Origin of the sequence: Rhizobium sp. BK619 (genome assembly GCF_014195245.1) — a bacterium.
GTDB classification, from domain to species: Bacteria; Pseudomonadota; Alphaproteobacteria; order Rhizobiales; family Rhizobiaceae; genus Rhizobium; species Rhizobium acidisoli.
Genome location: NZ_JACIBH010000009.1, coordinates 102,711 through 127,492, shown reverse-complemented (window position 1 = coordinate 127,492; position 24,782 = coordinate 102,711). Strand labels below are relative to the sequence as shown.

The 24,782-nt window shown below is 61.8% G+C and carries 19 protein-coding genes; 4 read left to right on the top strand and 15 right to left on the bottom strand.

From position 1 onward, the window contains the following. Window positions 1-77 precede the first annotated feature (77 nt). From FHX14_RS18355 to FHX14_RS18345, 3 genes are read right to left on the bottom strand one after another with little or no spacing between them, the layout of a single operon-like run. A complete protein-coding gene (locus FHX14_RS18355; RefSeq protein WP_003591257.1) occupies window positions 78-584 on the bottom strand; it encodes a GNAT family N-acetyltransferase in 507 nt (168 codons plus the stop codon). A gap of 6 nt (window positions 585-590) precedes the next feature. Beyond that, entirely contained in the window at window positions 591-950 is a 360-nt protein-coding gene (locus FHX14_RS18350; protein ID WP_348649258.1) for a DUF1778 domain-containing protein, read from the bottom strand. 10 nt (window positions 951-960) lie between these two features. Continuing rightward, window positions 961-1,671: a DUF4272 domain-containing protein gene (locus tag FHX14_RS18345; RefSeq protein WP_184378013.1), complete on the bottom strand. Its 711-nt coding sequence runs from the start codon at window positions 1,669-1,671 to the stop codon at window positions 961-963. A gap of 198 nt (window positions 1,672-1,869) precedes the next feature. On the opposite strand from FHX14_RS18345, the gene FHX14_RS18340 reads away from it, so the two are divergent. Then, window positions 1,870-3,753: a HAMP domain-containing methyl-accepting chemotaxis protein gene (locus FHX14_RS18340; RefSeq protein WP_184378012.1), complete on the top strand. Its 1,884-nt coding sequence runs from the start codon at window positions 1,870-1,872 to the stop codon at window positions 3,751-3,753. Window positions 3,754-3,823: 70 nt separating this feature from the next. Here FHX14_RS18340 and FHX14_RS18335 read toward each other — a convergent pair whose 3' ends face one another. From FHX14_RS18335 to FHX14_RS18315, 5 genes are all read right to left on the bottom strand, one after another. Next, on the bottom strand, window positions 3,824-5,278 hold the full coding sequence (locus FHX14_RS18335) for an NCS1 family nucleobase:cation symporter-1 (protein ID WP_184378011.1): 1,455 nt from the start codon (window positions 5,276-5,278) through the stop codon (window positions 3,824-3,826). 144 nt (window positions 5,279-5,422) lie between these two features. After that, complete coding sequence (locus FHX14_RS18330) at window positions 5,423-6,565, bottom strand: alpha/beta fold hydrolase (RefSeq protein ID WP_184378010.1); 1,143 nt, start codon at window positions 6,563-6,565, stop codon at window positions 5,423-5,425. A 71-nt stretch (window positions 6,566-6,636) separates the two neighbouring features. Then, entirely contained in the window at window positions 6,637-9,708 is a 3,072-nt protein-coding gene (locus tag FHX14_RS18325) for an efflux RND transporter permease subunit (protein WP_184378009.1), read from the bottom strand. Continuing rightward, window positions 9,705-10,793 carry an efflux RND transporter periplasmic adaptor subunit gene (locus tag FHX14_RS18320; RefSeq protein WP_184378008.1) on the bottom strand — a complete coding sequence of 363 codons (1,089 nt, stop codon included), beginning with the start codon at window positions 10,791-10,793 and terminating at the stop codon, window positions 9,705-9,707. Before FHX14_RS18320 ends, FHX14_RS18325 begins: the two co-directional genes overlap by 4 nt. Then, entirely contained in the window at window positions 10,790-11,863 is a 1,074-nt protein-coding gene (locus FHX14_RS18315) for an efflux RND transporter periplasmic adaptor subunit (RefSeq protein ID WP_184378007.1), read from the bottom strand. The genes FHX14_RS18320 and FHX14_RS18315 overlap by 4 nt, the downstream gene beginning before the upstream one ends. Window positions 11,864-11,973: 110 nt before the next feature. Between FHX14_RS18315 and FHX14_RS18310 the strand changes: the two genes are divergently transcribed. Then, a complete protein-coding gene (locus FHX14_RS18310) occupies window positions 11,974-12,606 on the top strand; it encodes a TetR/AcrR family transcriptional regulator (RefSeq protein WP_184378006.1) in 633 nt (210 codons plus the stop codon). 178 nt (window positions 12,607-12,784) lie between these two features. Continuing rightward, the gene (locus FHX14_RS18305) at window positions 12,785-13,822 is read left to right on the top strand and encodes a LacI family DNA-binding transcriptional regulator (protein ID WP_184378005.1); all 1,038 of its coding nucleotides are present in this window, start codon (window positions 12,785-12,787) and stop codon (window positions 13,820-13,822) included. Between the two features lie 45 nt (window positions 13,823-13,867). Here the strand turns inward: FHX14_RS18305 and FHX14_RS18300 are convergent, their stop codons facing one another. Then, a complete protein-coding gene (locus FHX14_RS18300; protein WP_003591238.1) occupies window positions 13,868-14,887 on the bottom strand; it encodes a helix-turn-helix domain-containing protein in 1,020 nt (339 codons plus the stop codon). Between the two features lie 265 nt (window positions 14,888-15,152). Between FHX14_RS18300 and FHX14_RS18295 the strand changes: the two genes are divergently transcribed. Further along, a complete protein-coding gene (locus tag FHX14_RS18295) occupies window positions 15,153-16,304 on the top strand; it encodes an ROK family transcriptional regulator (protein WP_184378004.1) in 1,152 nt (383 codons plus the stop codon). A gap of 180 nt (window positions 16,305-16,484) precedes the next feature. Here the strand turns inward: FHX14_RS18295 and FHX14_RS18290 are convergent, their stop codons facing one another. The 6 genes from FHX14_RS18290 to FHX14_RS18265 are packed head-to-tail and all read right to left on the bottom strand — an operon-like array spanning window position 16,485 to window position 24,625. Continuing rightward, window positions 16,485-17,531 (bottom strand): carbohydrate ABC transporter permease, encoded by a 1,047-nt coding sequence (locus FHX14_RS18290; protein WP_184378159.1) that lies wholly within the window; start codon window positions 17,529-17,531, stop codon window positions 16,485-16,487. Window positions 17,532-17,544: 13 nt separating this feature from the next. Then, complete coding sequence (locus FHX14_RS18285) at window positions 17,545-18,534, bottom strand: sugar ABC transporter permease (RefSeq protein WP_184378003.1); 990 nt, start codon at window positions 18,532-18,534, stop codon at window positions 17,545-17,547. A 2-nt stretch (window positions 18,535-18,536) separates the two neighbouring features. Continuing rightward, window positions 18,537-19,643 carry a sn-glycerol-3-phosphate ABC transporter ATP-binding protein UgpC gene (gene ugpC / locus FHX14_RS18280; RefSeq protein WP_184378002.1) on the bottom strand — a complete coding sequence of 369 codons (1,107 nt, stop codon included), beginning with the start codon at window positions 19,641-19,643 and terminating at the stop codon, window positions 18,537-18,539. Then, window positions 19,631-20,995 carry a glycoside hydrolase family 28 protein gene (locus FHX14_RS18275; protein ID WP_184378001.1) on the bottom strand — a complete coding sequence of 455 codons (1,365 nt, stop codon included), beginning with the start codon at window positions 20,993-20,995 and terminating at the stop codon, window positions 19,631-19,633. The genes ugpC and FHX14_RS18275 overlap by 13 nt, the downstream gene beginning before the upstream one ends. Further along, complete coding sequence (locus tag FHX14_RS18270) at window positions 20,992-22,086, bottom strand: glycoside hydrolase family 88 protein (protein WP_184378000.1); 1,095 nt, start codon at window positions 22,084-22,086, stop codon at window positions 20,992-20,994. The genes FHX14_RS18275 and FHX14_RS18270 overlap by 4 nt, the downstream gene beginning before the upstream one ends. A gap of 16 nt (window positions 22,087-22,102) precedes the next feature. Continuing rightward, on the bottom strand, window positions 22,103-24,625 hold the full coding sequence (locus FHX14_RS18265; RefSeq protein WP_184377999.1) for a hypothetical protein: 2,523 nt from the start codon (window positions 24,623-24,625) through the stop codon (window positions 22,103-22,105). Window positions 24,626-24,782: the final 157 nt, after the last annotated feature.

Below are 24,782 nucleotides of genomic sequence, written 5' to 3'. Positions count from 1 at the left end.
AGCGTGGGGTCTGCAGAGGCTGCCTCTGCCCAGCAAAACCGCAGAACGCGCGGCCGAAGGCTATCGTCTCCCCCTACTTATCCGCCACGACCTGATAGCCATGCTCGGATATCCTCCAAGGAGCGAATGAGGATCGAAGAATTATCACGCGACGGTATGAAACCCCAACTCTGCCAAAACTGTTCGGCCTCTTCATCGATCGCTCGGACGATGATGGCGCGTCCGCCGACGATATCCGCTCCCGCGACGCAGCGAAGAAAGGCGTCCTTCACGAGTGCCGATCCTATGCCTTTGCCCTTGTAGCGGCTATCCACGGCCAATTGCCCAATCAAGAGACAGGGAATTGGATCCGGCGGGCGACCGGTTCTAATTCTGCGAGGCACGGCATTGGGCTCGATGACGGTCGGGCCGAGGCCGTAATAGCCGACCACCTTGTCGTCGTCACAAACAACAAAAGTGCGGGTAAATTGACGCTGCTGGTTCGACGCTGCAAAGTTCTGCAGCCAGAAATCCAAAGGCGGGTTGCCGCAAGTGAACCCCTCTAGTCTATGACGTCCCTCGAGAAGTTCGACATTCGACAGCACTACCGGTCAGTTCTCCCACGGCGCCTTGCGCTGCAAGCGCTCTGCGACCTTCGGCGGAGGCGCGGAGGGAGCAGCCTCGATTGCCGCAACGAAGGCATCGAAGGCATCGGGAGAGAGGCGGATGACACTTTCATTCAGGATCGCAGTCTGCGCCTCATGTACAGCGGCACGGCGCATAAACTCCGTGCGGGAAAGGCCGGTGAGCGCGGCTCCGCGGTCAATGATTGCCAGATCATCGTCGCGAAAACGCATCGATACCGGTATTTCCTTGCGGGGAGCAGGGTTAGCCATGGTTTCCTCATGAAGTGTCAGGCAAGAACAATAACAAATGTAACGCAGAACGCAATACGAAGGAATGACCGACACCTCTAACCGATCATGTGTCCGTAGAAATATCGTCCCAATCCTGATCCGTGTAGCCGATCAGCCAATTGAGGGCGTAGTGCCATTCGTAGACGACGCCCTTGTCCAATCCGCCCGGTGGCTCTTCGCCCTTCAGCCTTGCGTTCACGGCCGCCCAATCATAGCGGTAGATCAGGTCGGCGGCGTCGAGCAGCTCTTTCTGCGGGCGCAGTTTGGCACGGCGCATCAGCCCGTCCGTTCCCAATTCGCGAAGTGTTTTCGCGATGAACGGGACATCGCAAATATGGTCGGGACGTTCGAGCTGCGGCGAAATCCCGAGCGCCCACAACATCACGTGCACGCCTTCGTAACGCCAGGCGAAGTTTGCGCGATCCTGATCGGAGGGATTGGGATCGTCCAGAAAGGCCTGCTCTTTCGGAGTGAAAAAACTTGCTGCGTCGAACTGCCGGATGAGAGCCTGACCCATGGCATGGTCGCCGGTCTCGCCTTTCACGGCAACGATCGCAAGCGCGATCGTGCGCTGCACGACCGCCTCGGTATTTCGGCGGGTGCTCTCGCTCTCGGGCTCGACGGTAGGCAGATGATCGATCGTCGGCACGCCTTCCGATTGAAGCTGAGCGATCGACCGGGCTTTGCGCGCCCCTGTCTCATCGGCGGGTTGCGAGACGGCTGCCTGAACCGGAAGGATCAATGCAAGAAGGGCAGAAAACAGGCGCTTCATCATGTATGGCTCCTCTCATCTCTTTGACGCATCGATAAACATTTCCAGCGCTATCGGGATATGTTTTGCGCAAAAGCGACGTCGGTTTCCGGAAGGGTGGTAAACGGCATTTTACATATTGAGCAAATCGTTAAATTTTTCTCGGTACAAAAGTCCCTAGCCAAGCCGGTATAGGCCGGACCGTTCGATCGAGGACTTTCTATGCGTCGTCCAAACATTAAAACGAGTTTGCTGTTGATTTTCAGCGGTGTAGCTCTTCTTTTCGGTCTTGTAGCCTATCTCGCGGTCGACGGTCTTCGCAAGACGAACGGCTCGACCGAGGAAATTGCCACCGACTGGCTGCCAAGCGTGCAGGCGTCGCAGGCAATCAATCTCGCCATGACGAATTTGCGCCTCACTTACCGCGATCACATCATCGCGCAGTCGGAGGCGGAAAAGAAAACACGCGAGGAGGCCATCAAGGTTGCCGAGGATGCGATACGCAAATCGGTCGACGCCTATCTTCCGCTGGCGTCGTCCGATCACGAGCGCGACCTGATCAAGACGATCAAGGAGAGCGTTGAAGGTTACATCTCAAGCAGCTCGCAACTCCTCGCCCTTTCCCGCGCCAACAAGACCGAGGAAGCCGGGCAATATCTTGGCGGAGGAATGCGCTCCTATTCCGACAAGCTTAAGGAAGCCACGGCGGCCCTGGTCGAATTGAACGTCACCGGCAGCAAGAAGGCCGCCGACCTCAGCACGGAGACCTTCGCCTCCATAGAATTCTACCTGGTTGCAACGATCGCTGTCGCCGGGTTGCTCGTTCTCGGTGCTGTCGCTTTCGTGCTGAAGGCAATCGCCAACCCGATTACCGGCATCACCGCCTCGATGCGGCGGCTGGCAGAGGGAGACACAAGTTCACAGATTCCATTTGCCGACCGCGCCGACGAAATCGGATCCATGGCAGGGGCGGTGGAGATCTTCCGCCAGGCCGCCATCGCGAACAAGCGGATGGCGACGGAAGCCGAGGAAAACCGCGTCCGGGCGGAGGCTGACCGCGTTGACACCCAGAAGCTGGCGGAAGCCGACGCATCCGAGCGGTTGCGCATCGCCACCTCGGGCCTTGCCGCAGGCTTGAAGCGGCTGGCTGCAGGCGACCTCGCCTTCCAACTCGACGAGGCTTTCGCGCCCGACTTCGAGGCACTGCGCCACGACTTCAACCAGTCCGTCACCCAGCTAGGCGCGACGCTCCGGGCGATCTCCGACAGCATCGGCACGATCGACGAAGGAACCCGGGAGATTTCTTCCGGTGCGAGCGATCTGTCGAAGCGCACGGAGCAGCAGGCGGCCTCGCTCGAAGAGACGGCAGCCGCACTGGAAGAGATCACCGCAAACGTTGCGAACTCCAGCAAGCGGACCGAGGAGACACGCACAGTGGCCACCGAGGCAAACCGCAGCGCCGGCATCTCCGCGGAAGTCGTTTCCCACGCCGAAGAGGCGATGGAACGCATCGAGACCTCGTCGCAGCAGATTTCCAACATCATCAGCGTCATCGACGAAATCGCGTTCCAGACCAACCTTCTCGCGCTCAATGCCGGCGTGGAAGCCGCCCGTGCCGGCGAGGCCGGCAAGGGCTTTGCCGTCGTCGCCCAGGAAGTGCGCGAACTCGCTCAGCGCTCGGCAAGTGCAGCCAAAGAAATCAAGGGCTTGATCCAGAACTCTTCGAAGGAAGTTGAAAGCGGCGTCAAGCTCGTCCGCGATACCGGCCAGGCTCTGAAGACCATCGGCGGCTTCATCACCCAGATCAATCACCATATGGACTCGATCGCCACTTCTGCGAAAGAGCAGTCCATCGGACTCAGCGAAGTCAATGTCGCGGTTAATCGGATGGACCAGACGACGCAGCAGAACGCGACCATGGTGCAGGAGTCGACGGCGGCATCCGATTCACTCGCGCAGCAAGCCCAGACACTTCGCGAGCTTATCGCCCAGTTCAGGCTCGACGATACGACGTCCAACCAGTCGTCAGCCCTTCGCTCAACGGCAAGAACGATGGCGCAGCCTACAGCCCGCGCCGCGATCCATGCGGTTGCCGCTCGCCGCTAGGACGGATGCGCCCTAACCATTTGGACAGACCAGATATGAAAGCGCCCGGCAATGCCGGGCGCCTCTCATTTTATCGTGCGGCGAAGGCCGGATTGCGCCGGGCGCCCATTCTCAGCACGAAATAGATCGCCCCGCCGATCCCGACGCCGAAGAACCAGCCATAGGTGCCCCACCAATCCGGCAGAATGCTGGTGAAGGTCGGCAGGATCGAGGAGAACAGCGCGCCGACCGCAAATGCGATGAAGGCATTGCCGTGCCAGCCGTTCTGGAAGCGGAACTCACCATTCTCATGGTAGAGCGCCTCGACGTTCAGCTGGCTCTTCCGGATGAGATAGTAGTCCACCATCATGATGCCGAAGATCGGCCCCATCGTCGACCCGATGAAGTTGACGAAATGCGCCGCACCCGTCTCCCAGGGAGCAAACGGATAAAGCACGAGGGCGATCAATGCGGCGATATACCCGCCGCGTTTGAAGTTGATTTGGCGCGGGAAGACATTGGCGAAGTCGAAGGCCGGCGAGACGAAGTTCGCCACGACGTTGATGCCGAGCGTGGCGATCGCGAATGTCAGTGCCGCAAGCAACGCCAGGAACCAGCTTTCGAATTTCGCCGATATCATTTCGGGATGCAGCAGAACCTCGCCATATACGGTGAAGGCCGCCGTGGTGGTGACGCCTGCGACGAGGCAGAACGCCAGAAGATTGATCGGCAGACCCCAGAGATTGCCCTTGCGCAGCGCCTTTTCGCTTGTCGCATAACGCGAGAAATCGCAGAAATTCAGATAGAGCGCTGCGAAATAGGTGATCCAGGTGGCGGCCACCGCGGCAAGTGCTGCAAACGAGCCGGGCTCGCCCGGCACGCCGGCATCCTTGGTCTTCTCGATCAGCACATCACGCGGGATCTCTGAACCGAAGGAGAAGGTGCCGGATTTGACGACCAGATAGACGGCCAGGATCAGCATCATGATCCAGACGGCCGGACCTGCCCAATCCTGAAACTTGCGAACCGTTTCCATGCCCCGCTGGATGATCAGCAGCTGCAGCGCCCAGACGATGACGTAGCAGATGAGTTCGAGGGTGGAATGGCCAAGCATATGGCTGTTCTGGTGGAAGGCGAGCAGGCTCTCGTTGCGGATCAGCAGAGCGACGATCGCACCCGATGCGGCGGCGGTCTGCGCGCCGTACCAGAAGCAGGCGACCACCGCCCGGACTAGGGCCGGAACGTTGGCGCCGAACGTGCCGAAGGAGGCGCGCGCCAGAACCGGAAAGGGTACGCCGGTGCGCACGCCCGCATTGCCGACCATGCTCATCAGAAGGAAGATGACCAGGGAGCCGATGCCGATGGCGATGACGAAATTCACGAAGCTGCCGCACAGCAGGAACAGGCTAGCCGCCAGGTAATAGCCCCACAGGCTGTGGACGTCGGATGTCCAGACGTTAAAGATACTGAATGCACCCCATTTGCGCTCCGCGGCGGGTGCAAGATCCTCGTTATATAACGAGGGAGACGGATTTCGAATGCTCATGAATGCCCTCCCATATCCCCTGAGGCCGACTCGACCCCGGACGGAAGTTTGCGCCTCATTTAGGCATCTGACAATTTAATAGTCATATTGTACACAATGTCGGCGGTCGGCTGTACAGATCCCTGCTGAGCCGCCCTCGCGATGTCACTGCGCGCCGACGACCCGTCCAGCCAGCCGAAACGGGCTTGCGACTGCAGCGCCGGCCGCATCGAAGACATAGGCGCCGACGTCGCCGGCGGTCGAACGCCTGCCGGTTTCGAAGGAGGCAAGCTGCGCACCGAACTTGGCGAGTGATGCATAACGATCATGCCCGAGCCCGTCGGACGCCTGTATCGACGTGATGTCGATGACCCGGAGCCTCTCCTTCACGGCCGCCTCCTCGATAACGGGATCGTTGATATCGAGGCGCCCGACGCGCGGCCGCTCTCCTGCGATGAAGCTCGAGGCCACGAGCGCCCGATCGTCCTTCGAGACCAGGAGAGAGATGGGGGTCGGCATTCGCCCGATATCCCTCAGCTGAGATCGGAAGACATCGACGTCGATGTCGGGAGCGGCGAGGATCACCGCCAGTTTGCCGACGACATCGTCGCGATGCTGCAGCTTGAGTTGGCGGACCGTTTCCATGACCAAGAACCCGCCCATGCTGTGTCCGAACAGGACGATGCGTTTCACCTTGCCGGAGGCCGAAAGCGAGGTGACGAGCGAATCGAGCGCGCTGCGGGAGGCGAGCGCGGCATCCCGGTCGGCGACATATCCGGCAACGGCTGCAGCCGAAGGCCAGGAAAACAGGATCGGGGCGCCCGGCATTTTCGCATCCGCGGCGATCTGCGCCGTGCGATAGAGCGCTTCCTGGTAGCTGTAGTTGTAACCATGCACGAAGATGCCGATGGTACCGTCCGGCTGCACCGACCGCAACGCCTCCTCGACGAAGGCGTCCTTTGCAAGCTGCTTGCGGCCGATGACGGCAAATTGCCGTTCGGGATCCAGTGTCGAGGTCGGGTATGCGATGGTGGTACCCTTTCTGTCCGGAGGGACAGAAAATGCATATTGCTCATAGGTGAGGTTGTCGGCCCATGCGCTCCCAAACCCGCCCCGCACGGTGTCGGCGGTCCTGTTCGTCGCAGTCAGCACGCCCACCTCGGTCTCATCTGCACGAGCCTGCAAATGCACCGGCTTCAAGACATCGGGCGACGGCCTCGAGACGCAGCCCGTGAGTGTCGCCAGACCGAGCGCGACCAGCACGGCCGGCGCTATTTTCGCAAGCCCGTTCAAACGTCGTTGCTCCATCGAGCGATCCCTTTGCAGGTCAAGGCGTGCAGCGGCCGCTTCGGGCCGCTGCGATAGCTGACGAACCTCGTTCATGCCTCTGCCGGGACATCGGCCTTGACGGCTTCATCTCTCGGGATCCTGAACCAGGCGACGTAGAGCGCCGGCAGGAACAGCAGGGTGAGCGCGGTTCCCACAACGATACCGCCCATCATGGCATAGGCCATCGGCCCCCAGAAGATCTCGCGCGAGATCGGGATCAGCGCGAGGGTGGCCGCCGCAGCGGTCAGCATGATCGGCCGCATGCGGTGCTCGGTCGCCTCGATGACCGCCTGCCAGGCCGCGACCCCTTCGGCGCGCAGATGCTCGATCTGCACGACCAGGATGACCGAGTTGCGGATCAGGATGCCGATCAGCGCCAGCACGCCGAGGATCGCCACGAAGCCCATAGGGGCATTGCTCAGCAGGAGCGCGGCCACCACGCCGATCAGCGCCGTCGGGGCGACCGCGAAGACCAGGAAGAGGCGGCTGAAGCTCTGCAGCTGGATCATCAGGATCGTCGCCATGATGAACAGCATCAGCGGAGCCACCGCCGCGATCGGCCCCTGGGCCTCGGCACTGGATTCGACCGCCCCGCCCACTTCCACCTTGTATCCCACAGGCAGGTTCTTCTGGAACGCCTCAACCTTCGGCTTCAGCTGGTCGACGATCGTCGCCGGCTGCGTCGAACCGATGACCGCCGCCTTGAGGGTGATGGTCGGTTGTCGGTCACGACGCCAGATCGTCGGTTGCTCGAGTTCGTAACGGAAATTCGCGACCGCCGAGAGCGGCACGACCTTGCCGTTGGAGGTCGAGAGCTGCAGATTCTCAAGCGTCTGGATGGAGTCGCGCTCGGAGGCCCTGGCGCGGCCGATGACGTTGACCAGATAGATGTCGTCGCGGATCTGTGTGGCGGTCGAGCCTTCGACGATGCCGTTGAGGGCAGTGGCGATATCCTCGGAGGAGACGCCGAGCTGGCGCGCCTTGTCCTGTAGCACGTCGACCTTGACCACGCGGGAGGGCTCGTTCCAGTCCAGCACCATGTTCGACAGCAGCGGATGCGTGCCGACGACGCCGGCGAATTGCTGCGAGACATCCCGGACCTTCTGAATATCGGGGCCGCTGATCCGGTACTGGACCGGTTTTCCCACAGGCGGGCCGATATCGAGAAGCTTTACGAAAGCGTCGGTGCCCGGGAAGGTTTTCGTCAGATAGTCCTGCAGTTCCGCCCGCACCTTATCGCGCACGTCGAGGCCCGTGGTGACGATCACCGTCTGTCCGAACGAAACGTCGGGCGTCTGCACGTCGAAGGAAAGGATAAAGCGCGGGGCGCCCTGGCCGACATAGGTCGTCCAGTGGTCGATATCCTTGTTACCGGCCAGCATCTCCTTCTCGAACCTCGCCATCTGCCTGTTGGTCTCGGCAATCGAACTGTTGTGCGGCAGGTTCCAGTCGATGATCAGCTCGGGCCTGTCGGAATTGGGGAAGAACTGCTGCTGCACCAGTCCCATGCCGCCGATCGAGAGACCGAAGACGCCGACCGTCAGGATGATGGTGATCCAGCGCCAGCGCATCGCCAGCCCGAGGAGCCAGGAGAAGACGGCGGCAAAGCGGCCCTTCTTCTCATGGTGCGATTTCATGGTCTTCGGCAGGATGGTGACGCCGAGAAGCGGCGTGAACAGCACCGCCACGATCCAGGAAACGACCAGCGAAACCGCGATGACCACGAAAAGCGTGTAGGTGAATTCGCCGGCGGCGCTGTTGTTGAGACCGACGGGAATGAAGCCGGCGACGGTGACGAGCGTTCCCGTCAGCATCGGAAAGGCGGTGGACGTATAGACGTAGGTTGCCGCCTTCCTCAGATCGTCGCCCGCCTCCAAACGGGCCACCATCATCTCGACGGCGATCATGGCGTCGTCGACGAGCAGCCCGAGTGCGATGATGAGCGCGCCGAGCGAGATGCGCTGCAGCGAAATGCCGGAATATTCCATCACCACGAAGGTGATCGCCAGCACGAGAGGTATGGAGATCGCCACCACCATGCCGGCGCGAAGGCCGAGGCTGATGAAGCTGATGACGAGCACGATGACGATCGCTTCGAAGAGCGCGCGGGTAAACCCGGAAACCGCTTCATCGACGACATGCGGCTGGTCGGAAACACGGTGGACGTCCACACCGATCGGAAGATCGGCGACGACGCGTTTCATCTGCGCATCGAGCGCCTCGCCGAACTGCAGCAGGTTGGCGCCCTGCTTCATGCCGATCGCAAGCCCGATCGCCGGCTGGCCGTCGAACCGGAACAGCGCCGAGGGCGGGTCGACATAGCCGCGCTTGATCGTAGCGACATCGGTCAGCGGGAAGAAGCGGTCGTTGATGCGAAGGTTGATCGATCGCAGGCTTTCCTCGGAGGTGAACTGTCCGCTCACCCGCAAGGCAATTCGCTCCGGCCCGGCATAGACGAAACCGGACTGCGTCACGGCATTCTGCGCCTGCAGGGTCTGGATGACCGACTGCTGATCGATGCCGAGGGCTGCGATCTGGCGGGTGGAGAATTCGAGATAGATCGCCTCGTCCTGCGCACCGACCACGTCGACCTTGCCGACATTCGGCACGGTCAGAACCTCGGAGCGCGCGTCTTCCACCAGATCGCGAAGCTGGCGCTGGGTCAGCCCGTCACTGGTGAAGGCGTAGATGTTTCCGAACACGTCGCCAAAGCGATCGTTGAAGAAGGGACCGACGACGCCGGTCGGGAAATCGCCCTTGATGTCAGCGATCATGTTGCGGATGCGCAGCCAGGTCGGCGCGACATCCCTTGCCTTGGTGGTCGGCAGCAGTTCGACGAAGACGGTGGTCTGGCCGGCAACGGTTTCGCTCTTGGTATAATCGAGCGATTCCAGTTCCTGGAGCTTCTTCTCGATCCGGTCGGTCACCTGCCGCGTCACCTCATCGGCCGAAGCGCCGGGCCACTGCGCGGTGATCACCATCGTTTTGATCGTGAAGTTCGGGTCTTCCTCGCGGCCGAGATTCAGGTAGGAGAAGGCGCCGGCGAGAATGAAGACGATCATGAAGTACCAGACGAGCGAACGGTGTTCGAGCGCCCAGTCGGAGAGATTGAAGGACTTCACTGGCTGATCTCCTGGTCGATCCTGATGGCCTGGCCATCTTCAAGTTTATGCACGCCGGCCACGACCACCCTGTCTCCGGGGGCAAGCCCTTCGGTGACGCGGATAGTGCCGCCATCGACGACATCGCCGTCGATCTTCACGCGGCGGCGCGAGACTTTCTTGCCCGGCACGTCGACGATCCAGACGCTCGGGCCGTCGGTGGCGGCAAGGATTGCCGAAGACGGCAGCACGATCTCAGGATCGGCGGCGATGGTGGCCGAGGCTGTGATGACGGAGCCAAGCCGGAAGGCCTCAGGCGGATCGCTGAGCGCGATCTTGGTCCGGCTCGTCCGCGTCGCCGTCTCCGCCTCCGGCGCAATCTCCCGCACAACGCCGGATGTGCGGATCGTCGGATCTAGCTGCAGCGTTACCTCGAAGGGCGCGCCGATCTTCAGTTTCTGGGCGGCGCCCTGCGGCACGTCGACCACCGCGTCGCGCTTGTCCGGCCGCGCAATGGTGACGACGGTCTGGCCGGCCGAGACGACCTGCCCGACCTCGGCCGAGGTCGCCGTCACCACCCCGTCGAATTCCGCCCGAAGTTGGGCATAGCCGAGCTGCTCCTTGGCCTTGTCGAGATTGGCCTGCGCCTTGGCGACGGCAGCCGCGGCCGTGCGTCTCGCCTGCTCGGCCTCCTCAAGCGCGGCCTCGGTGCCGGAGCGCGACTCCAGTAGCGCGCGCTGGCGCTGCTCAGTGGTCACCGCGTTTCTCAACTGCGCGTCGCTATTCTCAACGTCGGACTGGGCGTTGCGCACGGCAAGCTCCAGCGCCAGCGGATCGATGGCCGCCACGACGTCATCCTTCTTGACGACATCGCCGACATTGACGTTGCGGGCGATCATCCGTCCGAGAATCCGGAAGCCGAGTTCAGTCTCGATCGTCGGCTCGATCGTGCCGGTCAGGCTGAGGCTCGATGCGGGCGTCTGCTTGACGGTGATCGACAGCACCGGACGAGGCGCCTCCTCCCCACTCTTTTCTTCCTTCGGCGCGCAAGAGGAAATGAGGGCCGTGCCCACCATCAGTGCGACGATCTTGAGACGAATACTCACTTGGAAGCTTCCTTGACATAAGACACGATTTCACCGGGCCTGAGGAACTTGGTTCCGTCGGTCACCACGGTGTCGCCTGCCGAGACACCCGATTTGACGATGAAGCTGCCGGTCTCGTAACCGGCAACATCAACCGCCCTCGCCGAAACCGCCGACGATGCGGGGTCGACGATCCAGACGGCCGGCTTGCCGTCCTTGGAGGTCATTGCCGACCAGGGCAGCTGGATGACGTCCTGCGCGACGTAATTGAAGCGTCCGACGACAGGAGCACCCAGCGGAATGGGAGCGTCGCTCGAGAGCGCAACCTTGACCTTGATCGTGCCGGTGGAAGAATCGATCGTCGGCGAAATCTCGCGAACCCTGGCGGTGATCTTCTGCGAAGGGTCCGACAGGAGAGTCACGGTGCCGTCGCCCTCAATCGGGCGCAGAAAGGCGCTTTCGACCACTTCGAAGACGGCGTCCCGGTCGCCGTCATGGGCAAGGGTGAAGACGACCTGGGCCGCCTGCGCCACCTGCCCGACCTCGGCGTTGCGGGCGGTGATCACCCCATCGGCGTCCGCCTTCAGCTCGGTGTAAGAGAGGGTATCCTGAGCGGTTTCCAATAGCGCCTGTGCCGATTTCGCCGATGCCTGCGCCGTCAAAAGCGCTTCCTGCGCCTGATCGAGTGCAGCACGCGTCGTCACTTGCGTTCGAAACAGGCTCTGTTGCCGGTCGAATGCGAGCTGTGCCTGGGTTTGCTGCGCTTGCGCCGACTGAAGATTGGCGGCCGCCACGTCCAGGTCGGCTTTCTGCTCTTCCGGATCGATGCGCGCCAGGACCTGCCCAGCCTTCACGGACTGCCCGACCTCCACCAGTCGCTCGACGATCTTGCCGCTGACACGGAAGGACAGGTCGGTCTGGATGCGGGCCCTGACTTCTCCGGTGAGCGCGCCGCCCTGGGCCAGCGGCTCGGACTTGGCCACGACGACGCCGACCTGCCGCGGGACGGGTTCGGTCGGCCCGCTCGAATCGCTGCATGATCCGAGACCGATGGCGCATACGATCGCGGAAGCGATCAGAGTGGTTCTCATAGTTGACCTCTTGCTCTCAACGGCAGCTGCTATATAATTGACTGACGAATTAGTCAATGAAACTTTGCGTCGCAGGGACGAGGCGCACGCAACAATGGGGGAGGCAGGAAATGGCAGCTCAGAAGAAGCTCACACGCGCGGAACAGAAGGCGCTGCGGCCCATCCAAATTCTGGATGCCGCCTTCGAGGAATTCGTCAAATGCGGCTTTTCCGGAACACGCGTCGAAGATATCGCCGACAGGGTCGGCGTCACCAAAGGCACGGTCTACGTCTACTTCGAAACCAAGGAAAAGCTTTTCGAAGCCATGATCAACCACTTCTCCGTGCCCTTTGAGGAACTGGTCGCAATCGCCGATCGGCTGAGCGGCAGCGCTACGGACAGGCTGATTTCCATTCTCCGTCTCTTCTACGAGCAAATTCCCGAGGACCGCGCGACGCGGGAATTGACACGGCTGGTCATTTCGGAGGGGCAGCGTTTCCCCGACCTTATCGATCGTCACCACGATCAGTTCATTGCGCCTGTTATCGCCAATATCGACGCCCTCATCCTGGAGGGCGTGGCCTCGGGCGAGTTTCGTCCAATTCCGGTGGAATTCTCCGACATCGTGGTCGCGCCCATCCTGACGACGACGGTTCTGCGGCTGATCTTCGACGACCGCCGCGTGCCCACTCCCAATAAGGAGGCCTTCCTGCGGACCTATATCGACCTGCTGTTCAACGGCCTGCTCGCCAAGCCTCTGTGATCGGCAATAGCGCCGGGCACCCGCGATTCATCGCCCGTTTGCGGTAGCGTTGCGACCGGTTTTCACCGAAAGCGGAAAAATCGGCCACGCAGCACGTAGCTTTTCTGAAGTCTTTATGTGAAAACATTGAGTTAGCTTGTGCCTTTAAAAGCATGACCTCAATTTGCGACGGAATAAAGTGGAACGCAAAGTCAATCTCAAGGATGTCGCGCGCGACGCTGATGTATCGCTGAGCACAGCCTCGCACGCGCTGAACGGAACCGCGCCGCTGACGGTCGAAGTGCGCGAAAGGGTCCTGGATTCGGCCAAACGCTTGGGCTATCTCGACCGCCGCAGGAAGAAGGCGACGATCGCGGCACTGCGTGTCCTGCTTCTTGCCATTCCCGGCGATGCGGCGCCGGAGAGCGACCTCAATCTGGTGAGCTGGACTATCCTCAACGGTCTGAGGAAAGAATGCGAGCGTCGCGGCATCCGGATCGTGCCTTTCGTCAGCACCGGCCGGCGCATCGACGGCGCTGAGGTCAAACAGATCGCGCTTTCGGAACGCGCCGACGGCATCGTCGTCCTGAACGACGATCAGCCGGAGCTCATCCGCAGCCTCTCCTCCCCCGATATGCCCGTCGTCATCGTCAACGGCGAGGATCCGGCCATGCTGGTCGATACGGTGACACCGGAAAACCGCTTCGGGGCGCGGCTTGGCATCGAGCACCTGCTGGCACTCGGACATCGCCGCATCCTGCACCTGACCTGGAAGGGCCGCACGACGATCCAGCGCCGATATGACGGCTTTTCCGATGCCTATTTCGCCGCGCAGCTTCCCGTGCCCGAAGGCATGATCGTCGAGGCCGAAGGATACGAGCCTCGTCACGGTGAGGCTGCCATCAACGCGCTGCTCGATCGCGATCCGACGATGAACGGCGCCACCGCCGTTTTCTGCGCCGCCGATAATCTGGCGCTCGGCTGCCTGAAGGCATTGGCCGATCGCGACATACGCGTGCCCGAAGCGATCTCCGTGCTGGGCTTCGACGATATCGTCCCCGGCGAGTTCAGCCGCCCGCCTCTTTCAACGGTCAGCGTGCCCACCGACAAGCTCGGCGCTGCCGCCTTGGCGCTCATCGAACAAAGGCTGATCGCCAACGACCCGCAGCGGCCGGCCCATCGCCTGGAGCTCGGATGCCACCTCGTCCTGCGCGGCAGCATCGCGCCCCCGCGTTAAAACCTGTCGGAAAGCGGCAGAACCCCGAAAGGCTCGAAGCCCGAGCTAACGCAAGCGCTCTGCCCGTAGGCGCGTATCGCGCGGGCTTTCGCCGAAGGTGCTGCGATAGATGATGGAGAACCTGCCCGCATGTGCGAAGCCCCATATCGCGCAGATTTCGCGGACGGATCGCTGGTTCGTTGGATCCCGCAGTTGCTCACGGGCTGCCTGGAGCCGGATCGTACGCAGGTAACCAGCCGGCGAGGTTCCTCTGAAGGCCTTGAAACCCGTCTGCAGCGCGCGAAGTGAAACGCCGACATCGTCCGCAACCATCGTCATGGTGAGAGGCTCTGCGATATTGGCATGCATATAGTCGATGGCACGCCGGACATGCCAAGGCGCAACCAACGACACTTTCTTTTTCTCCAGATGGCCGGACAGGCGGTGGTGGCCAAATCGGATGACAAGATGAGCGAGCGTTTCACTCATCGTCGCCATGGCGAGAGGGGAAGACAGAAGCGGACCGCTGTTGCGCATGCCCTGCACGATCGTCTGCACCAGGTTGCCGATAAGCTGGCCCGACTGTGTCGAAAGATCCAGGATGGGCTCAAGGTTGAGCGACTCGGAAAGCGGCGTTTCCGCAAGTGAAATGAGCACACGCTTTACGATATTCCAGTCGAGGAAGAGGACATCCGAAGTGTGCGGGCCCTGGACGAAGCGATCGCCGGCCTCATGGTTGTTGGCCATAAGGAGATAACCCGCTCCACTTTCAACCGCCCTTTTCCCGATGGACACTCGAAAGGACCCGGTCTGCGGCAGGTAGAAGGCAAGGTGTTGGGGCGTCTCATTGAGCGTTCGGACTGTCCAGGAACTTCGAAAGACGGAGTGAAGGACCGTAAACCCATCGCCTCTTCTCAAGTCCGCCGCCCAGCGGAAGTTTCGATCGTTGCCTAGCGGCTGTGCGGCAAAAACCCCATAACCGGTCGACAATGTCTTAACCATCGACTCAAAGTCGTGGCCTTGATGCGTCGGTGCGAACTCATAATCCTCGCGCTCAGGAGCGCGCGCCGTGTTCTCGTACCTCATGCAGCTCGATCCTCCCTTTCAGCATCCGCCTCCCGCATGGCCGAACGTTCCATCTCGCTCAGGCTTGCGGTGATGGCGAATGGTTCCTCCAAACGCACGGACCCGCTCTTCGAGTCCCTGAAATGCGCTCACCTCGGCTGGCTTGGCCAATCTTGATGAGGTAAGCAAGCTCGGCAAACGAGGGACCGAATCCCCTCATTTGACAGAAGCAACATGCCCCTTCAATGTGCTTCACACTCACAGTGTAAATCAAAACGATCTGCAAATGAAGTATGATCCGCTAGAACATGTTGCCACGCATTTTTTGCGCGATGCACAACCGGCCCGGGTGGCGTCCCGCAACGAGCGGGATCTCTTGCGGCTGATCTGGAAATCCCCAGGGATCGAGCGCTCCGACCTGACCGAGCCGCTCGACCTCACCCAGCAATCCCTGCACAGGATCGTCGCGCGGCTTCATGAGCGAGGAATGATCGTCTTTTCGCATGCCGAAGCCCGGCGCGCCGGTCCACCCAGCCCGGAGCTGACCCTTCGAAAAGACTGGTGTCTGACGCTCGGAATCGCCGTCAACGTCGGCTCGATCGGCCTTTGTCTCATGGGTTTCGGCGAGCCTCTGGAGAATATGGAAATCCGGCAGGCAGGCGCCTCGCTGTCGGTGGAATTGGAACGGATCGAAGCGGCGGTCGAAGACATTCTGGCCCGCCGGGGCGCCAAGCGGCGCGACATCCTCGGCGTCGGTCTGGCGGTCGCCGGCCACCGAATGCTGGAAACGGCCTTCAATTGTCCGCTGCCACTTGCCCATTGGTCACTGATCGACCTGGCACCTTTGCTCGGGAAGCAACTTGCCTTGCCGGTCTGGGCGGACAATGTCGCCAGGACCGCAGCTTTGGCGGAAGCGATCTTCGGCGTTGGTCGCGACGTTGCGGATTTCGCCTATATTGCTCATCTTCACGGCTACGGTGGCGGCCTGGTTTCCGGAGGCATGCCGTTTCGCGGCAGTTTCGGCAATGCCGGCGAATTCTCCGTTCTCTTCGGGCGTGAGGACTATGACGACCGTCCCGCACTCAACCAGTTGCTCGAACATCTTCGCGCCAAAGGGCGCCCGGGCCTGACCCTGAACGACCTGAAGAACGAAGAACTGGTGGGTTGGGACGGCGTCGAGGAGTGGGTCGACCGGGTCATGCCTGCCCACAACCGCGCCATCAATGCGATCTGCGCGATCTTCGATCCGGCCCTCATCGTCCTTGGCGGCGAGCTTCCGCATTCCCTTGCGAGAAAGCTTATCGAGCGGACCGAATTCAACAATCTGCCTCGCCACGGCGCAGTGCGCGACGTTCCGCAGCTTGCAGTGGCGGAGATCATCGATGCCCCAGGCGCGATTGGCGCGGCCTTGATCCCACTCTTCGAAACCGTTTTGTGAGACCCGGGCAGTCCAGTCCGTGCTTCCAACTCTGCATCCCCTCGTGCCGGGGCACGCAAGAATGCGTGTCGGTCGCTAAAAAGGACTGAATCGCACCGCAGGATCAGGTGCGGTGCGCAATCAGCAGGCGCGACGACATTGGAAGCACTCAGCCCAGAACGGACGACGCGTTAGAATTCATCACTTCATCCCTGTACCTGCAATGCCGGTGGTGATGTATTTCTGCAGGAACAGGAAGACGACGGTGACGGGCAGCAGGCTGAGGAAGGTCATCGCCAGGATATAGTGCCACTGCACCGAGAACTCTCCCTGGAAGGCGTTGAGGCCGACCTGCAGGGTGAAATTCTCGCGACTGTTGAGGACGATGAGCGGCCAGAGGAAGTCGTTCCAGCGCCAGAGCACCGAAAAGATCGCCAACACTGCAAGCGCCGGCGCCGTCAGCGGCAGGATGATGCGCCAGAAGATGCAGAATTCGCTTGCCGCATCGACGCGCGCCGCCTCGATCAGTTCGTCCGGTATGGTCAGCATATATTGCCGCAGCAGGAAGACGGCGGTCGGAGAGGCGATCGTCGGCAGGATGACGCCCCAGAGATTGTCGGCAAGCCCGACCCCGACGATGACGAGATAGGCCGGCACCATGACGACGGCGAGCGGGATCATCAGGGTCGAGATGATGATGACGAAAACCGTCGTGTCGCCGCGAAATTTATATTTCGACAGCGCAAAGGCGGCCATGGCATTGACAACAAGCGTCAGCAGCGTCGCGACCACGGTGACGAACACCGAATTCTTCAGGAAGGTCAGGAAGCTGAAGCGCGTCAGCGGGTCGGTGTAATTCTCGGTGGCCACGGTCAGATGCTGGACCGGCGTGATCCCCTTGACGTCGACGCTGACCGGCTGTCCCGGATTTGCCGGATCGACCATCTGGGCCTTGAGGCCGATGCGCCGCACCATGGCCATTTCGCGCTGTTGACCGTCGACGGTGACCTGCCAGAGGCTGAGCGGCTTGTCGAAGCCGGGCACGGTCTGTTCCACGGCGGCGCGTGGAAGCAGCGTCGGCGGAAAGCGGGTGATTTCGGCCGCCGGCTTCAGTGAGGAGAGGCCGGCCCAGACGACGGGAACGAGCACCGCCAGCGTTCCGCCGATCAACCAGACCCATGACAGAATATCGGTGATGTCGATGCGTCCGGCCCGGCGTGTACGCGTCATGAAGCGAATCGGGTTCATAGAGCTGTTCATCTCAGGACTCCATTCGCTTGCCGAGGCGCAGTTGTATGAGGGTGAGAACCAGAAGCACCAATCCCATCAGAACCGAGGCGGCCGAGGCTAGGCCGAAGAGACGGAGATCGCTGCTGAAGGCCATCTGGTAGATATATTGGACGATGAAGCTGTTGGCCGTACCGGGGCCGCCGCCATTCGTCAGAACCCAGGCCTCGTCGAAGATCTGCACGGATTTGATCATCAAAAGGATGAAGACGACGAGCAGGTTCGGTGCAAGCAGCGGCAGCGTGATCCTGAACAAGGTGCGGCGCGGCGAAGCGGCGTCGATGGAGGCGGCCTCGTAGAGTTCCTTCGGAATCGCCTGGAGGCCGGCGAGCAGGATGAGGGTGTAAAAGCCCATATGGAACCAGACCGACACCACGACGACGAAGAAACGCGACCAGCCGACATCCAGCAGGAAAATCTCAGGCGGCACGCCAATCATCTGAAAGAAGGCGTTCAGCAGGCCGTTGCGATCGAGGAACCATTTCCAGATCAGGCCGATAACAACAGGCGACAGCAGGACCGGATAGAAGAACATCGCCCGGAAGAAGCCGCGCGCAAAGATCGCCCGGTTGAGGATCAGCGCCGTGATCAGCGCCACCAGCAAAGTGGCGGTGACGTTCAATGCGACGAACCAGAGCGTATTCCACACCGCCGTCCAGAACAGCGATTCCTGGCAGGTTCCCGGCTGCAGATAATTGCCGCAGGAAAGCAGGGCACGGAAATTGTCGAAGCCGACGAAGGGCCGCTCCGAGACGAAAAGATTGGTGCCGCCGGTAAAGGCGTAACCGACCGCAATCGCGATCGGAAGGAATGTGAAGATGGCGAACAGAACGAGGTTCGGCGCCAGGAACAGCCAGGGCATGCGCTTGCGCCCGAAGATGCGCTCGACCACATTCATCGGAGCCTCGACCACTCTCATTGCCATGTCGCCCGCCTGCGCGAGCAATGCACCAGCAGCAGCCATGGTCAGCGCCTCCCCTGCCCTGATCGGCGGGCAAAGGCCAGGCCGCTTTCGGGATCGAACAGATGAACGCGTGCCGGATCGGCATCGATCATGATCCGGTCGCCCTGAACAGGCGCGAAGTGGCCGGCCTCATGGATGATGATCTGCTCCTCCTGGCCGGCAAGATTGCCGTAGACATAAGTCTCGGTGCCGAGGCCTTCGTGATACTGGACGATGAACGGCAGGCCCTTTTCGCTGGAGCGGGAGAAATGCGCGGGCCTTATGCCGGCAAGCACATCCTGCCCGACAGCAATGCCCTTGGGATCGACGTCGCTGATGATGTTACCGCCGCCCGCCACATCGATGGCCACACCGCTCTCGCCGATGCCCGACACCTTGCCCTTGATGATGTTCATGCGCGGCGAGCCGAGGAAGCCGGCGACGAAGAGATTGCGCGGGTGGTCGAAGAGTTCGAGCGGTGCACCGACCTGCTCGACCCGCCCGGCGCGCAGCACGACGATCTTGTCGGCCATCGTCATCGCCTCGACCTGGTCGTGCGTGACATAGATCATCGTCGTCTTGATCTCGCGATGGAGCTTGGTGATCTCTGCACGGGTCTGGACGCGCAGCGCCGCGTCGAGATTGGACAGCGGCTCGTCGAAGAGGAAGATATCCGGTTCGCGCACGATCGCCCGGCCGATCGCCACGCGCTGGCGCTGACCGCCGGAAAGCTGCTTCGGGCGCCGGTCGAGATAGGGTTCGATCGCCAGCATCCGGGCGGCTTCGGCAATCCGCGCCTCGATCTCGGCGCGCTTGAACTTCAGATTTTCAAGGCCGAAAGCGAGGTTTTTGCGAACGCTCATATGCGGATAGAGCGCGTAGGACTGGAAGACCATGGCGATCTTGCGCTCGGCCGGAGAAAGGGCGCTGACGTCGCGGCCGCCGATCGCAATTCCGCCCGACGTGACCTCTTCCAGGCCTGCGATGACGCGCAGCAGGGTCGACTTGCCGCATCCCGACGGACCGACGAAGACGACGAATTCGCCGTCCTTGATATCGAGTTCGACGTCATGCAGCACTTTGACGGAGCCATACGACTTGTTGACGGTGGAAAGTTTCAGTTCTGCCATGCCCCACTCCCATCGGGTGCCGCCGTCTCGAAGACGACGTCGATTGCGTTCCAGCCTTGCGGCAGCGGTGTCGGTCTGGTGATCCGCACCTCGTTCATCAATATCCCGGTGATATCAGCCACGTAGACGGCGGGCATTCCGCCCGGATAGTCCTGCAGGCCGATCACCCGCCCGTCCGCCCCGCGCGTCCAGGCATTGGCGCGGCCGCCGCCGTCCGCCTTCGGCGCAAGGTCCGCGTTTGTCGGACGCAGGTCGTAGGACTGCGCGGTGCCCAGTTCGCCGGGCCGCTGGTCTATGCCGATGCGCGCCAGCGATGCATTGCGGATGCCGGCGGGCGAAGCCGAAATGACGGTGATCGCCCCTTCCATGCGCCCGGTAATGTCCTCGACAATGAGGTTTTCGATGGCGCCTGCCGGGCGTTCAGCGACACGGTCGACGACATTGACGGTCAGCGCCTCTCCCGAGCCCCAGAAGCCGTCGAGCGTTTCGCGGCACTCCACGGCAATCCGCGAAAACCTGACGTTCGAGATCCGGCCGCCGTCGCGTGAGAAGATACCGAGCGCCCGGTTGGAAGATGAAACGCTGCAATCCTCGAAGACGACATTGGTGACATCGCCATGCGTTTCCGTGCCGATCTTCAGCGCGCAGCTGAGGCTCTGAACGGAGCAGCGGCGGATAACAATATTCTCGCATCGCCCGATGGCGACACCCTGCGGGCCGATGCTTGTCTTCAGACATATGCCGTCATCGGCCGTCGATATCGTGCAATCCTCGATCACGGCGCCGCGGCAGGCATCGAGCACGATACCATCCGTATTGGGAAGGCGACGGTCGTTGTCGATGGTGACGTTGCGGACCGCGACATCGGTGCAGTCGACGACATGCAGCGTCCACATTGGCGAGCGGCTGATATGCAACGCGCTGATCTCGACTTCGTCGCAGCCCTCGAAGACGACGACGCGGGGACGGAATTCCGCCGGGATAAAGGTCCCCACCGTCTCGTCATCCCCGATGATGAAGCTCTCGCAGCCGGCTTCAATCCGCCCCGGACCCGTCAGGCCGATCCGCCGCGCGCCCTTGGCGACGATCATGCCGCGGTCCGACTTCTCGGCGATCACCGAAACAGTCGTATGCGCATAGGCCGCGTAGTCCGGAACCGGCAGCAGGATCGCGCCCGCGGTCAGATGCAGATCAACGCCCGAGCGCAACCGGAGCCCCCGGCAGATGTGGATGCCCGCCAGGAGCTCCAGGCGTCCGCCGCCGGAAGCCGAGAGATCGTCGATCGCCGCCTGCAGGCGCTGGGTATGGTCGCCGTCGAGCGCCTCGATCGAAACGAGGGAAGCTGAAGTCATTGACGCTGACCGCCTTCGAGAAAGACTTCCGTCAGCAGCAGCATGGTCAGTGCCTGGCCGTAAGGCGTCGGCAGGTTCGGGATGCGCCGGTAGAAATCGAGGTCGTGCCCCATCGGCGTGCCGTCCGAAACGCCGTGGACGACGCCCTCCTCGTCGATCTGCGCCAGCACGGCCTTGAGCGCCCGTTCCGCATGGGGCCTGTCGCTCTCGTCCAGAATGCCGGCATCGATGGCGCGCAACATGCCGTAGGCGATGCCAGCCGTGGCCGAGGTTTCGAGCGGCGAGGACGGATCGTCCAGAAGGGTCGTGAACATCCCGTCCGGCCGCTGATATGCCTTCAGCGAGCGAACCTGGCTGACGAGAACATTCGAAAGGAAACGCCGGTCCTTCTCGCCAAGGGTCGGAACGAGATCGAAGAGTTCTGGAATGGCGACGGTGATCCAGGCATTGCCGCGCGCCCAGAAGGCATTGGCGAAATTGTGCCGGCCGTTGAAGGTCCAGCCGTGATACCAGAGCCCGCTGACCGGATCGGAGAGATAGCGGGTGTGGATCACGAACTGATAGACGGCCTCGTCGACCCAGTCGCTGCGCTCGCAGAGCACGCCGGCCCTGGCGAGGAACAGGCAGGCCATGAACAGCGTGTCGTCCCACAATTCACCGTCGTTGAGGCGTTCCTTGACGACGTGCTGGAAGCCGCCCTCCTCCGTCTTCGGCAATTCCTTGACGAGCCATTCGGCCCAGTCCTCGACGAGCGCGCGGAAATCGGGTCGGTCGACATGCTGGACAAGGATTGCCAGCGGCAGCATCGGCGCCGTGCTGTTGATCTGGCGCGGCGGCAGGCCGCGTTCGATCTGGCCGGCATACCAGGCGACGAGCTCCTGCAGCGCTTTCTGATCGTTGGTGGAAATCGCGCGTCGCAAGAATCCGTAAAGGCCGACGCCGACTTCCCAGTCCCACTCGTCGAACTGTATCCCGGAGGTGGCGCTTCCGCTGACGAGACCTTCCTTGATGCCTCTGAGCCGGCTGAAAGCCGTCGCCACGCGATCGATCGTCGTCAGGAGCGCGGCGTTATCGACAGATGTTGTGTTCATGCTGGGGACCTATGTTTTACGAGTAGAGCGGTCCGTCAGTACCGGCTTGGGACGCGGCACTGTCGTGGGTGAGAATCGGGTGCGGCTGATCATGTGTGAACGGCCGGGGCTTGCCGGCGATCGAAAGACCGTCGGCATAGGAAAGCGAGAGCGCGGGGCCGCCCGGCGGCGTCAACGAGAGATGCCGAAGCGCAGGATCGAAGGAAACCGTCGTCTGGGACAGGCGCTCGATGAAGGTCTTGAAGGCGTCGTCATTGCCGCATCCGACGATAGCAGCCCAGCCGCAGATCGCCCCGTAGGAGCGCGCCTCGCGGCCGGCCGTCGGCCCATCAGTGATCAGTTCCAGACCGTTGGAGGCCCAGAGGGCGGAAAATCCTCGGCCCGACCGCGCGATCAGCCACTTGCCGTCGACGATGAGATCATCGAGGCCATCGCGGCCGATATAGGCATGCGTCCATGCATGCCGTGCGTCGCCGGTGTCCTCGATCAGAAGGGCGACGTCGCGATGCTGGGCGACGCGCGGCAGGATGCCGTTGCCGGCCCAATAGGACGGTCTTTGATTGCCCCAGGGATCGTCTTCGCCGGCATGATTGACCCAGAGCCTCGCCATCGGATGGCCGGCCAGCCTGACATCGAGGACGTGCTGTTGGTGGCCTTTCCCGCCGGTTTTGTGATCGACCACCGTCGAAAGCTGCGCCGCCTCGTTTTTGAACAGCACCAGCTTTCCGCTCTCGAGCCCCTGGCTGTAACGCGCCTCGACACTTCTGCCTCTGGAAAGGGCGGCAAGCTCGGTCAGATCGGCGGGCGGCTCATAGCTGCCGGCGCAGAACATCGTCAATGCCGCCACGCCGTTGTTGAGCCAGCCGGTGCCGAAAGCCACCTGTGCGAAGGGCGCAAGCTCGGTCAGCGGGCCGGCGCGCAGCTCCTTGTCGTAAGCGCGGCCTTGCGAGCCGGCCGGAACGCCGGCCAGCGTATGAAGGGCGATCATGCGGAAGATGAGGTCGATCTGGCCGCGGGCGCGATCGGCGATCCCGCTCCCGGCCCAGCGCTCCAGCGCCAAGAGACCGATGAAATCGATCGGGTAATAGGCGGCCGAATTCCACTCCGCCAGGCCATGGGCCTCGACGCTGTCGAACCAGCGCCCAAGGCGCTCGACGGCGAGTTCCGCCTGCTGCCGTCCCGTCCGCCCCGAGGCCGAGAATACTGCGTCGGGCAGAAGGAGTCCGGCCAGCAGTTGGCTGGTATGGAAGCAGAGCACATGGTTCTCGCTCCAGAACCACATCGCATCATTGCCCGGCTCGTCGACCCAGTAGCGATAGGAAAGAACCGAACGGCGGATGCGCTCGACGGTCGCCTCCGGCATCCGGTCGCCATAGGCGCCGAGCAGCCACAGAAGCGGCACCATGATGAAATCCGAGCAATCCTCCCGCGCATCAATCGAGGCAAGCGTCGCATCGACGATGCGGTCGAAGCTTTCCGGGTCGAGATGGCCGGTTTCCATCATCGCGATAAGGCGCCCGGCGCGGTTGGCGCCGAAGCGGGCGCTGTATTCCAGCGCGTGGCGCTTGCGGGCGGAAAGCGAGGTCTCTTCAGGTACTGGCGAAAGGCTGCTCATGAAGGCGGCATCGATAACGCGGGTGACCGAACCCGGTCCGGAGCCGATCGTCATATGGATGCCGTGATAACCGTCCGCAATGGCGCAGACATCCTCGGCGATCAGACGGCTCTGACCGGCATGCAGCGTCAGTTTCGAATAGGCGAGAACCGGCCGCTCATGGCCATGACCGACCACCTTGAGCTCGACGGGCAGGTCGCGCTCGGGCGCCGTGTCGAAAATGATCTCCAGCGGCTGATTGACGAAGACGTCGCGGGCCGGGCGCACGCCGCGCGAAAGGGCCTCCAGCTCGCGCACCTCGCCCTGATCCAGGGATACCGGCAGCAGCACGCAGAGCGGCTGCTTGTCCAGCATTTCGAGTTCGAAGAACCAGGTCGTGTCGCGCTCGGCAAGGTCTTCGGTGTGGATGAGAATCTCGTTGTCGCCGGCTTCGAGCGTCAGCATTATCTCGGTTGCGCTCTCGACGTTGCGCTTGAATGGCTCAAAGCGCACCGCTTCCTGCCCGTTGACCCAGATGCGGACACCGCCGCAGGTCTTCAGCGCGAAGTTGAGCGTGCGGGGGGCTTCCGTCCTGAACGTGCCCTTCAGCCATCGCCTGATATGCGTCGGCACATGCCAGAAGCTGGTAAACTCGACGCGGCGGTTCGAGCCGGGAAGATAGAGGCTTTCCGCCGGCCAGGACGTGTCCGGCGCCAGCGCCCGCCCGACAATGGTGGACCAGAAGGCCTTGCGGCAAGGCAGGTCGCCGACATCGACGAAACCGTTGATGAAGCGGTAGTTCACTCGATCTTCGGCAGGTGCCGGCTCGCCTGGAAAATAGGTCTCGATGAGGCCGGAAACGGCCCATGCCGTCACCGTCTGCCCCTCGGCCACGCTATAGGCTGGCGCCATGTCGTCCGGCTGCTTGATGCTTTCCGTTTTCACAGATCGCCTCCTCTGCAATACTATGAAAAAATTTTCATTAGGTCATTTGGGTGCGTGATTTTTGAAAGTTGCTCAAAAACATCGCTATTCGCACAGAAAATAGCTTGACGGAACGAATGTCAAGTATATGAAATTCACTTATCGATGGCTGATGCCG